The organism is Peribacillus sp. Bi134 (assembly GCF_918698065.1).
Lineage (GTDB): Bacteria > Bacillota > Bacilli > Bacillales > DSM-1321 > Peribacillus.
On the sequence record NZ_CAKKLN010000009.1, the window covers coordinates 257301 to 269620 of the forward strand.

At 33.7% G+C, this 12320-nt stretch carries 6 protein-coding genes; 4 read left to right on the forward strand and 2 right to left on the reverse strand.

Features of this window, described 5'->3' with window-relative positions:
* Nucleotide 1 precedes the first annotated feature (1 nt).
* The 3 genes from LQ188_RS21520 to LQ188_RS21530 are packed head-to-tail and all read left to right on the forward strand — an operon-like array spanning nt 2 to nt 7491.
* Complete coding sequence (locus LQ188_RS21520) at nt 2-3565, forward strand: helicase-related protein (protein ID WP_230178170.1); 3564 nt, start codon at nt 2-4, stop codon at nt 3563-3565.
* Complete coding sequence (locus LQ188_RS21525; RefSeq protein WP_230178171.1) at nt 3566-5434, forward strand: DUF1998 domain-containing protein; 1869 nt, start codon at nt 3566-3568, stop codon at nt 5432-5434.
* A 47-nt stretch (nt 5435-5481) separates the two neighbouring features.
* Nucleotides 5482-7491 (forward strand): DNA cytosine methyltransferase, encoded by a 2010-nt coding sequence (locus LQ188_RS21530; protein WP_230178172.1) that lies wholly within the window; start codon nt 5482-5484, stop codon nt 7489-7491.
* A gap of 744 nt (nt 7492-8235) precedes the next feature.
* On the opposite strand, the gene LQ188_RS21535 is transcribed toward LQ188_RS21530, so the two are convergent.
* On the reverse strand, nt 8236-9900 hold the full coding sequence (locus tag LQ188_RS21535) for an AIPR family protein (protein WP_230178173.1): 1665 nt from the start codon (nt 9898-9900) through the stop codon (nt 8236-8238).
* 1551 nt (nt 9901-11451) lie between these two features.
* Complete coding sequence (locus LQ188_RS21540; RefSeq protein ID WP_230178174.1) at nt 11452-11907, reverse strand: hypothetical protein; 456 nt, start codon at nt 11905-11907, stop codon at nt 11452-11454.
* A gap of 98 nt (nt 11908-12005) precedes the next feature.
* On the opposite strand from LQ188_RS21540, the gene LQ188_RS21545 reads away from it, so the two are divergent.
* Nucleotides 12006-12209 (forward strand): hypothetical protein, encoded by a 204-nt coding sequence (locus LQ188_RS21545; protein ID WP_230178175.1) that lies wholly within the window; start codon nt 12006-12008, stop codon nt 12207-12209.
* Nucleotides 12210-12320 lie beyond the last annotated feature (111 nt).

Here is a 12320-nt window from a genome sequence, read left to right on the forward strand (position 1 = left end):
TATGAATAAAAAACTAGAAAGTGCTTTATATAATCGAGAAAGTATAATTAATGCCATTGAGCAAGAAATTGTAGGACCCAGTGACATTCAAAATGCTAAAAAGCCTTTAAATGTCATTGGCAATACTACATTTGATAATTTTGAGGACTTAAATACTAATTATTATTGGAATAAAGCGGCTTTAAGAGAAGAAGTAATTCAAAGAGACAGTCCTTCTCGAAGATATGCTACAGGAATGTTATATCCTATAAAGCTAGAAGATACAGAGTTGGAAGAAAATGAACTGGTAATTGATGTAGTTAACGATGAGTTACAAGCTGAGTTTTATGATCAAATAGATAAAGTAAATGCAGAAGAATTAGAGGAAGAATCAGGTCTAGATGATGCTGCCCCTAAAATTCAGCAGAAGGATTCAATGCCTTCAAGCATGGGAGTGACATTTTGTTTATCTAAGGATACTAAAGTTTTTACAGTTAAATTTGAAGGTGGAGTATACGAAAAACATAAGATTTATGCAGATATTATTCACAAAGATGAAGATAATGGCAAACAAAAACATTATAAGTTTGATGAGTATTGGTGGTTGCGTACATCTGTTTCCGCCGAGAAAGAGATTGCTCTATCAGAATTTGAGTCTGGAAAAAATATTAGTGTAAAGCAATATTCCCTACATGTTTACGACAAGGTAGAGAACAAAATTGAAAAAATTAATTTGGATTTACATATTCAGTATCGAGTAAAAGAAAAGTACACGTTATTAACTGTGACTGTTTTAAATGTGACTCAGCCTCCGGGGAGGCATAATGTAAATGAGTATACAGTGTTTCAATCCCATTTAAACATTTCCGCTGAGCCAGGCAGCTTTTTAAATTATCCCAAAGTTTTTCAACGCAACTTAGATTTAACTAAAGATGAGTGGAATAATGAGTTGCTATTTAAAAATAAATTCAACTATGCATTCGGTCATGGCTGCTCAGTTACTTGGGATCAATATGTAGGAAACATATCGGAAATTAACTCTACATTTATCCCCAGGTATGAAACAGAGAGCCTGACACCGGATGTTATTTTGAATATTGGTGGCAAAGAGGTAGATTTAAGAATCGAAATGCAAGCGTTAATGAATGTGAAAAGTTACGATGAGTTGCTTCAAATCTTGCAGCCTTTAGTAACAGGCTATAAAGATTGGATTGCTAAGCGTGAAGAAGAGATACAAGACCTGCAGCAAGAATTAAAAGAAGCTGCTGAAAACAATTTGGAATTTTGCAAAAAGAGCTTAGATAGGATAGAAAAAGGCCTAAAATTGTTAAAACAGCCTAAAGTGCTCCAAGCCTTCAAAATGGCTAACCAAGCGATTTTATTACAACAAATTAATGGCAAAGCGCCACGAAAAGCTTACTTTGAAAAACATGATACAGGATTAGAGCTAGTCCTCGAAAAAACATTTGCTGATGTAACAAAAAAGATGAAAAATTTAGGCTCGTGTGATAATAGCTGGCGTGCTTTCCAAATTGCATTCTTCTTATTATCAATTCAATCATTAGTAGAAAAAGATTCATTTGATCGAGAAACAGTTGACTTAATCTGGTTCCCTACTGGCGGCGGTAAAACGGAAGCATATTTAGGGGTTGCGGCGTTTCAAATGTTTTACAGGCGCTTGTTAGACCCGACTGATGCAGGCGTAGATATTATGATGCGCTATACCTTGCGTTTACTAACAGCGGACCAATTCCAGCGTGCTTCCAGATTAATTTGCTCTATGGAATATTTGCGTCGAGAACATGAAAAAGAGCTTGGAAGCACACCTTATTCGATTGGAATTTGGGTAGGCTCAAAAACTTCTCCTAATAGCAATAAGGAAGCGTTAAAACAAGTAAAAGCAATGAGTAAATCAAAAGGTCCTGAGAACCTAGTAGTGACAAGATGCCCTTGGTGTGGATGTCAAATTGGTAAAGCTGAAGTAAAGGGAAAAGGTGTTAAGCGTAACGAAAGCAAGATAATCGGTTTAAAGAATGAAAATAACCACTTAATAGTGGTATGTCCAGATGATCAGTGTGATTTCCACGATGAAATCCCGGTTTATTTCGTGGATGAAACTATTTATGAAAAGCAACCGACTTTCTTAATTGGTACTATCGATAAGTTTGTCCAGTTAACATGGAAACCCGAAGCCAGAAAATTATTTGGCTTGAATGAACTAGGAGAACGTATTGTATCTCCACCACAAATTATTGTCCAGGACGAACTACATTTAATTTCAGGACCACTGGGAACACTTGCAGGTCTTTACGAAGTGTTAATTGAGGAATTATGTATTGATGACCGTGGAGAGGTGCCAATTAAACCGAAAATCATTTCTGCAACAGCGACTATTAAAGAGTTTGAAGAGCAAGCCAAATGTCTATTTGGAAGAACAAGCGCAAGGTTATTCCCGAGCCCAGGTATCGATATTGATGATTCGTTTTTCTCTAGAGTGGCTGTTAATGAGAGCGGGAAACCAATGCCAGGCCGAAAGTATATCGGCGTTTTCACATCTAGAGTTCGTATTTTAATGGCGCAAGTAATGACGTATTCAGCTATTTTACAGAAGGTCGAGGGCTTGCCTGAGGACGAGCGAGATCCGTTTTGGACACTGCTTTCTTTTTATAACAGTTTAAGAGATTTAGGGGCAGGATTAAATTTATTTAATAGTGATATTCCAACGTATATTGATGCATTAATTAAGAGAGAAGGATTCAGCAACAGAAGATTTTTAGGTGCCCCACTTGAATTAACATCCCGTAAACAAAGTAATGAAATTTCTAAAACAATAGATGATTTGAATGTTCCTTATATTGCGAAAGATAATAAAGGGCGCACAAAAGCACTAACATCATGTTTAGCTTCAAATATTATTGAAGTAGGCGTCGATATTGATCGTTTATCATTAATGGGCATCATCAGTCAGCCTAAAATGACAGCCCAATATATTCAAGTAAGTGGACGAGTGGGAAGACGTCCTCAAGAAAGACCAGGATTAATTGTAACAGTATATTCTAATCAAAACTCACGCGACAAATCACATTTTGAGCACTTTAATGAATTTCACCAAAGACTCTATGCACAAGTAGAAACAACAAGCCTAACACCCTTCTCTACTGCTTCCTTGGAACGCGGATTAACAGCTGTGCTGATTGGGTTCTTGCGCCAAAGGATGGATATGCAAATGGCAAACTATCCTACAAACAAAGAAATAAAGCGTGTAATGAAAGATGAACGTTTTACCGCATTCCGTCACCGTTTCAAAGAGCGTGTTAAATTAATTGACCGGGATCAATTAGGCGTCTTTATGGATATTTTTAAAGTTTTTATGAATGGAATATTACAAGGTCGCTATGAAATTTGGAGAGTTTCAGATACGGAACGTGGATTAATGTATCAAGCTGGCAATTTAAATGATGGAGAAAAATATGCTGGCAGCATTCCTGTAATTAATACGTTGAGAAGTGTAGATGCTGAAAGCAGAGGATCTATTGTTTTACTAGATAAAGAGGAAGACGAATTTGTATGGGAGGAAGATGACTAAATGAGATATTTGCCAATGAGGCGCTCTAAACTGGTTGGAACAGAAGGACCAGGTTCGCTGGTAATTAGCCCTGAAGGTGAAACAGCCGTTGTAGGCGCTCTAGATCTTTGGTTTAGAGATTTTAATGGAAATAAAGCAAAAAATATTGAAGAATTTGCAGTAAATGAACCACGTTTAAAATCAATATTGAAAGTTGATAAATTTTACACGCCTCCTGAGTTTAGGAAGAGCTCTGCAAATGCTATGGAAGTTGTTCCAAACAGTAATCTAATAATGCCTTTAATGCGTTTTCCTAGATGGCATTATTGTAGTTCTTGCAAGTCGTTAAGAGAACTAGAGCTTGATCAAACTTCAGTTTATTTAGATTGCCCAAAATGCAATACAAAAAGATATTACAAACAAGTTCCTTTTGTGGTGATTTGTGAGCATGGTCATTTGTCCGATTTTCCTTGGCGCAAGTGGGTTCATCGTGATGAAAATACTACTTGTACAGGAAATTTGAGAATTCGCATGAGTGGCGGTACAACACTTGATTCCTGGAGGATTGAGTGTGAAGGGTGCAAAGGCAACCGTGGGTTACAAGGAGTTACAACTTCAAGTAATGAAAAGAAAACGAGCCTTTTAGGAGACACTTTAAATGAAAGAGGAGCTCGAAAATACACCTGTGAAGGCGAACGCCCATGGTGTGGAGAAGAACAGGAAGAATGTTCCGCAGCACCAGTAGCAATATTAAGAAACTCCATAAGTGTTTATATGGCGAAAAAAATTAGCGCTCTAGCAATACCAGGTAATTATAGTGAAAACGTTGATCTGATTGTATCCAAAATTCAATCTCCAGCTAAGTATTTATTGCGAACAAATCTTGCGCTTTTAGATGAAATAGAGAAGAAGACTCAGTTTATAAGAACAAATCTCAGGTTTGAGTTGAAGGAAGAGATAACTGATCAGGATATTCAAGAAGCCCTGATGTATATAGAAGCTGGAGAAGAATACGAATACACTGACGAGGAGTTAGAAAAACCAGGGCTATTAATTAAACAAAAAGAATTTGAAAAGCTTGCGTCTGCAGTAAACTCAAAAGAACTAAAAGTTGAATCTGAATGGGTTTATGAAGAGGATGTAGAATATGAAAATAATTATTACAAACCGTATTTAGAACGTTTATCTAGGGTGCTGAAATTAAAAGAGACAACGGCTTTATATGGTTTTGATCGCAAGGATTACAAAAACAATAATGATTACAGTAGTTACTATCCTTCTCTTTATAAGGATTATGACAGTTCTAATGAGAAGTGGCTGCCTGTAAATGAAGTATATGGTGAAGGTATCTTTTTGCAATTGAACCTAACAAAAATTGAAAAATGGGAGGGTTCCGATGGAGTAAAGGAATACTTCCAGCGTTACCTTCAACGAGTGGGTCATATTGAACACCGAGATGATACAATTCTTAAACCAAGAAATATCATGTTGCATACATTGTCTCACTTTTTAATTGATGAACTTGCCAATGTCTGTGGTTATAATCGTGCATCGATTAGAGAAAGACTTTACTTAGATGAGGGGCAGGCAGGAATTTTAATTTATATTTCAGCAGGCGACTCGGAAGGCACTTTAGGTGGTCTTGTACGATTAGGTTTACAAGAAAAGTTTTTCCATGTCTTAGACAAGGCCAAAAATAACGCAGAGTGGTGCAGTTCTGACCCAGTATGTACAGAGCTCGGAAAAACACAAGGACAGGGTGTAAATAACTTAAACGGTGCCGCTTGTTATAATTGTTCCCATATCCCAGAAACCTCTTGTGAATATTGGAATTTGTATCTAGATCGAAACTTACTTATCGATAAAAAGATAGGTTATTTTAAAGATTAAAATATAAAATCATTAATCTATTAATAATGAACCCATGCATCCACTGTATGGGTTCATTATTAACTTATGAAGGAATAGGTGAAAGAATGGCCAGCGACAATGAATTAGAGAAAAAAATACTAGCATTATTTAATAAAAAGAATTCCTGCTTTAAATTAAGAAATGAAATATTCCAAATTAAATTTTCTGGTAAACCAGTCGGAAGCAAAAAAAAAGTGGATGGTGTAAATCCAGGTGGGGAACCTAAAACAGATGTCTTCGTACGGGGAGAAAACAGTAAAGGAGTAATAATAGACCTGAAAATTTCTGTTAAACAATTAAATGCTCAATTTATAGAAAATAAATTATCAATATTTCGTGCTGAAGCTATTTTAGGCAGTAACTGGAGGGAAAGAGTCTTAAAAGCAATATATAATTTAGAAGAAAGATTTAAGCAGAAGAATCTCATATATATTGATAAGTTAAGACGTACAGAAGCAGGGGCTTTTTCGCTAGGATGGATAATTAACTTTATGAATTCTGGAAGTGGGGAACTAGCAACAAGGTTTGAATTAAGCAGAGATGAACTATTGGAAATCTATGCAGGATACAAACTTCCAGAGACTAAAAAAAACGTTGCAATACAAGTAGAGAAAGGGAATCAAACAAGCGTAATAAAGAATTCAGGAATTGCAGAGTTTATCGTACATAGTGATGTAAATGCCATTAATTCTATACAAGACGTTATTGATAACCTTCAACATATTGAAGAGTATGTTGATAAAAATCCTAATACATACATCGCTTTTAAAGCGTTAAATTATCGAACATTGAAAGATGGAAAAGCTAGAGATACGCCAGAATTCGATGGGGACAGACCTTTAGGGATATATGTTGATTGGGGTATAAAGGAGGGAAGGTTATTTCCTCAAGTTCATTTAGAAGACCCACTTGAATATAAAGGCAATTTGGTAGCTAATAGATTAAAGACAAGTCTAGAAAGCCTCGGAATTAAGTCTACATACGATATTAGGTCGGATAATGTTTACAATACCCACTTTGTATGGTGCAAAGATGCAAGGTGGCCAGAAAAAGAAAATTTTAATATGATTTTCAAGCCTAATGAAATATCAAATGCGTTTAATGTATTAAACTTAAATCCAAATGATAAAGGGCTAGATTTAGGATTTAAATTATCTAAAATGTTCAAGATGAATTATATAAATTCCGACATTAAACACGGTAAACAGTTAAGCTTTGGATTAGATAGCACTAAAATTAAACATTTAGATAGTATAGAGACAGATTTAATTATAGGAAAAGCATTTTTCCCTTTATTAAGTCTAAGAAAATCTCGGTTAAACGAAGATGCATATGAGGGTTTAGACAATGAAATTTTAGACTATTTAAAATATGTTCAGCCAAAGATGTTTCTTTTCACTAGTTTAAAAAGTATATTGAAGGTTCATAATGGAGATTTAATGAAGGATTTCTCTAGCAAACTTGCTAATCAAGGTTTTAAAGTCCAGTATAAATTACTTAATGCTAGAGACTATGGAGTTGCCCAAAATAGAAGTTTTGTTTTTATTGTAGGTGTACGTGAAGACTTAGACTTTAAATATGAGTACCCCCTTCCTAAATATGGAGAATGTTTACAACCTTATGTCACTTTGAGCGATGCAATAGGAGATTTAGATGAAAATCCAGGACCATATTATAAAGGGAAATTATACTCATATTATAAACAGCAAAACCGTAAGAAAGAATGGTCAGATGAAAGTTTTAATGTAAATGTACCGATATTTAGAACTCCTTTACACCCAAGTGGTAGCTCGTTAATAAAAAATGAAAATAATGAATGGATTTTTCCTGATGGGGAAGAAAACTACCGCAGATTATCAATAAGAGAAATATCAAGAATTCAAAGTTTTCCTGATTGGTATACAGAGCAGAAAATTGAACAAAAAATGCCACTATCAGCTTTGCATCTACAATTAGCTTATTCAGTGCCAGTTCTGCTAGCTCAAGCAATTTCAAATTCAATAGTGGAATGTTTGTTGAAATCTAATCTTCGTTAATTAATTTCTTTATCTCTTCAATAATCAGTAGATGTCCTAAATACTGCCCTAAGGAAAATGGTTCCAATATTCGTACCCAGCACAATCAAATTGAAAAACTATGCAAGATTTCAAAATACGATGAGATTCAGGATTGTGTGGAGCTTTCGTAGAATCTTAATATCAATTAGTTTCCATCACGAATAAATTTCATGAACATTGAACATTATAAAATGTTCTTAACCCAAAAAGGCAACATATGTAAGGTTACCTTTTTAATTATAAATACTTCAGTATCAACATTTGTTGGAATATGGTATTTCTTCAGTCTGTCTCGATGATCAAGCAGAGAAGTGGCGGACTGCTGACCTCTACGCTGCCAGAGGGGAGAGGGCTTTAAAGGTAGTTATATATGTTTAAATAAGTAAAAAAGTCCCCATATATCAAGGGGAATTCGATTTTTGATCAGTTAAATAAAATAAGTTTAATCAAAAATATTAATTCTGTGCCCAGTTTGGTGGACACTTCTGAGAAAAGGTATGGGTGGTTACCTAACTTTTCTTTTCCTAGTTCTTTTCATGGAAAAGATCTTTCAGTCAAGTTCTATCATATACTACTTTCATATTAACAACAGTGCAAAAGAACATAATCCAGCTAGAGATTATGTTCTTTAATACAATTTTTCCAAACACTTTTTCTGATAGTTTGCGGCAATCAGTATATTGGTGGTGAGTTTAGGTCTTTATTCATATGTTACTTAGGAAGTTAATTTAAAAAGTACTTATCTAATTCTTCTTTAAATCCTTTCTGGATTAGCTTTCTTGAATCTGATAAATTTTGATCTTTCTTATATTCAATCAGTGCTTTTTCAATAAGCTCTATATTACTCTTTATATCTGAATTAAAAGTATTAAGGTATATTACATAGAAAACTTTTTGTTCATATACAATGTAACCAGTGTTTTCATATTCCTCTGTAATTTCTAGATATTTCTCGATTAATTTAACAGCATCATCTATATCAAATTTATTTTCACCAAAAATTTCTTCGTAATACGAATCAAAGATTCTTTTCTTTTGATTACTAGCCCGATCTGGAAAGCCTTGTTTAGAGTATAATAATTGTCCAAATTTCTCCATAGAGATTCTTTCTTTATAAACCTTATCATTATCACCAAAATCCCCAACTTTTCTAACATATAAAATATCATAATCTTTTAGTATCTCTTCAATCTTTATTTGTAGAGAGTCTAATGATTTGAGATCAACTGGTGATATTGCGTTCTGACTATTGGTGAATTCCGCAATTTTATTAGTTAGCCCCTCTTGATCACCTGTTTTAAATACCCTTACTAAAACATTGGCTTTATTTAATATTTCTTCATCATACATACTGTCTTTATAATCGTATAGCGTTCTAAGTGTCTGACCACCATTTACGACTTGAAAGTCATTTAATTCTATCTTGAATTTTTGATTTCCATTTACTGGGGTAACTTCGATATCCTTTGATGTCATAGTTATTCCATTATTGTACATAAAAAATTTAGTCGGCTCTAACTCGAGTGTTTTGAATATATTCTTATTAAATTTTGTTTTTCCTAAATAACCACGAACATTATCAAAAAGTACGGAAAAATCTAATTTTAAGCCTTTTACTTCTTTCATCTCTTCATAATTATATTTATTTCGCATCTGTTCAGAAGAACTAGTAATTCTTATTAACTCTCCTATTGACAATTTGATTAAATATGACTTACTTGAAGATAGATCTTCTTCTTCATACGATAAAACTGAATTTCTATTTAACAGTAAAGTAGCTTTTATAGGTTCTGGTCTTTTAGATATAAAATTGCTAAAGTCTCCAAGAGTATAAGTGACTACATCTAATCCGTACATAGATTCTAAATGCTTAATAGCTTCAATATCAACTGAAAAACCTTGATTTTCATTAGAAACCATATATAACCTCATACTCCAAATATCATCCGATTTTAACTTTTTAATTATTTCATCAACAAATTCTTTAGTTTTATTTGTTAAACCGCTACTATCCAAGCTTAAAACTGCATTTACAAATTTCATACTAATAAGAGTATCATTTAAGGAAAGACCTTTACCAGGATTGAATTTTTCGCGAAATTTGAAATTAAAAAGATTAATAGTTTGATTATCCTCATCAATATCAATAGCGTCTATTCCTAAATCATCATTAGCTTGATTAAAAACAATACTATTGAATTCAGTATCGTTAATCTTATCTTTTAATTCCGTAATATCTTTATTATTAGTAATACATTCTAAAGCAAAAAGATAGAACCCTAAGCGTGCTTGTTCTATCTCAGCTACTTCTTTCTTTAATTTTAAATATTGATAATACATTTTTGACTTTTTCTTTACTATTTTAAAATCATTTATATCTGCCATCATTATCACTCCAAATAAATTTTAGAATCTACTGTTGATTATTGCAATTTAATCCTTTATTTATGTAATATACCGTAAGCTTAATTTATTTTTATTCAAATATCAATTCAATTTCTCGATAAATTTTTTTTAGAAGATTTAGATTTAAAAAATGGCTATCCTATATACGATTTATTAACTTTATTTATACTTATATAAAACGATTTTTGCTTATTAAAACTTTACGCCTCTCCAAACTTCTCCGGATTACGATTAATCATATTAATAACACGTACAATCCCACGTGGAAATTATCCAGATTATCACTAAATAATTCAGTTACTCTTCCAAGCGGACGGAATGGAGCTTCTTGTAATACTTTCTTTTCAAGAGTTTCATTTTTTTACTACATAATCGATGATGGTTTGACAAAACGAAGTTGCAAAACGTTCAGTTTTTCTTCATTAGAGAACTCTTGAAATGCCGAATTTGTTGCTTGCTGATCTAAACCTATAACTTGCCTCACTAACTTGGTAATCGGAGTGTCACCGAATTCTTTTTTATAATCTTTTGGTGTTCTTAATTCGCTCCACAAGATTTCTAGCATTCTTTGCTGTTAGCTTGGCAAGTTCAATGGAATACATTACACTATCAAATCGTTTGGCAAGTTCGTCATCTACAATAGAGATGATGAGCGGGGAAATATGTACATGAATTTCACTTACATTTGTCACATTAAGTGCTTGCCAATTTGAACAGTTTTTATATTTATGGAAAACTGCAAATGCATTCTCACTTGAAAATTTCATCATTTAGAAGAGAAGAGGAAGTTCTTCTAATACATCATCAATTAATTCGTTTCGATGTCTTATGTATAGCTTTTCCTGAAAATCTAAGGTTTGAAGTTCTTTAATAATATCTACCTTTAAATTAAAAACTCGCTCTGTTAATCCTACCAAAGACCTTTCCTTCAATCCCTTTTTGATTCTGATGTAAAAATTTGATATTTCACAAATAGTCAAATGTTAATAAATAACTTTTTATTCAAACTATTACAAATATGTTGTAACGAAGACGGGTAGCGCGACCAAAATACTTGCCGAAATTTCGATTTAGTACGAACTTTCTTGGACGAGAGCAAAAAGAAATGAACATCACCCGCAGATACCCAGCCTATTTAATGATCAGCGGCGTCATGATCATCATGGTTACACTGGTGTTTTATTATTGGCCAATCAATATGAATTAAAAAAATGGCAGGGGAAACCCCTGTCATTTTTTTCTGTAACTGGCTAAATTCCAACCTATGTATCACTATGACTACTTTCCTATGAATATTCACTTTAAAATTGGGGTGTTATCCTTATATTAACATAAGTTAAAAATAGCCCAATAAGCTAACATGAGGCTGACAACTAGCAAGATTGGTTGGTACAACTAATAACTCTTAATCAGAAGAAGAACCATTGCCATCTTGAAGGGATGAGTGGTTCTTTTTCCGTTTCTTGGGGAACGCTGACATAAAGATTGGTTGCTAGGAAGGCTCTCTCTGGAATACTCACTAATATTAGGTATTCACTTCAGCTGTTCGATTACAACAACTTTGTCCCATTCTTTGTTTTCATAATCGGATTCTTCCCAACCCACTCGGAATATATCGCCATAGTTTGGCTGGAATCCCATGGTAGTAAATACTTCTGTTTGATAGTAAATACCTTCGCCTTTGCCCTCTATTTTCTCACCACGTATATGCCCGTTTTTGATTTCACTGATTTCAAATGTCTCGGTAATGATATTCTCTCCACCCTCAGTAGCCATACGCCTTTCTTTACCCATATATACCTCTGATGTTTGAGTGTCCAGTTGTATTACTGGCATTTCCTTGATTTTCGCTAGTCGGTTTATTTCTGCAATAATCTTTTGGTCTTGCTTGTTATCTTGCATTTCATCCGCATTATGAAAACCAATTGCGTATCCACCTAAACCTACTAATGCCCCTGCTACTGTAAAAGCTAAAACTGTCTTCTTCATATGTATTTCCACCTTTTCTATTGCTCTTACCTACTTACTTATTAATAATAACATGCAAAACTTAATTATCAGATAATTACCTTGTAGGGTGTGAAATTTTGAACAAAATTTGGGGGGATGTTTTAAAAACCCAAAATCAAACAAAAAGAACCTCGGCGTCAGGCTATCCTCTTCAGTCTCCCCGTTACCTTCACGAAAAGGGCGCTAGAGTTAGGGTTGGTAAGGGAATACCAACCTCTGTTGAAAAAAAGTCCAGAGTTATTAATCATCCATTATATAAAACAACAATTATTGACTATTAGAAATTACCTGGTTAAAATAGGGGCAAGATTTGAAAGGAGCGATAAACGTGGCATTTTTACAACTATACTGATATACACACATATTATGGAAAAAACCACTTTTTATAAGGG

Excerpts from the sequence above, each read along its gene's own strand:
- LQ188_RS21520 (WP_230178170.1), top strand. The coding sequence starts at position 2 with ATGAATAAAAAACTAGAAAGTGCTTTATATAATCGAGAAAGTATAATT.
- LQ188_RS21525 (WP_230178171.1), top strand. The coding sequence starts at position 3,566 with ATGAGATATTTGCCAATGAGGCGCTCTAAACTGGTTGGAACAGAAGGA.
- LQ188_RS21530 (WP_230178172.1), top strand. The coding sequence starts at position 5,482 with ATGGGTTCATTATTAACTTATGAAGGAATAGGTGAAAGAATGGCCAGC.
- LQ188_RS21535 (WP_230178173.1), bottom strand. The coding sequence starts at position 9,900 with ATGATGGCAGATATAAATGATTTTAAAATAGTAAAGAAAAAGTCAAAA.
- LQ188_RS21540 (WP_230178174.1), bottom strand. The coding sequence starts at position 11,907 with ATGAAGAAGACAGTTTTAGCTTTTACAGTAGCAGGGGCATTAGTAGGT.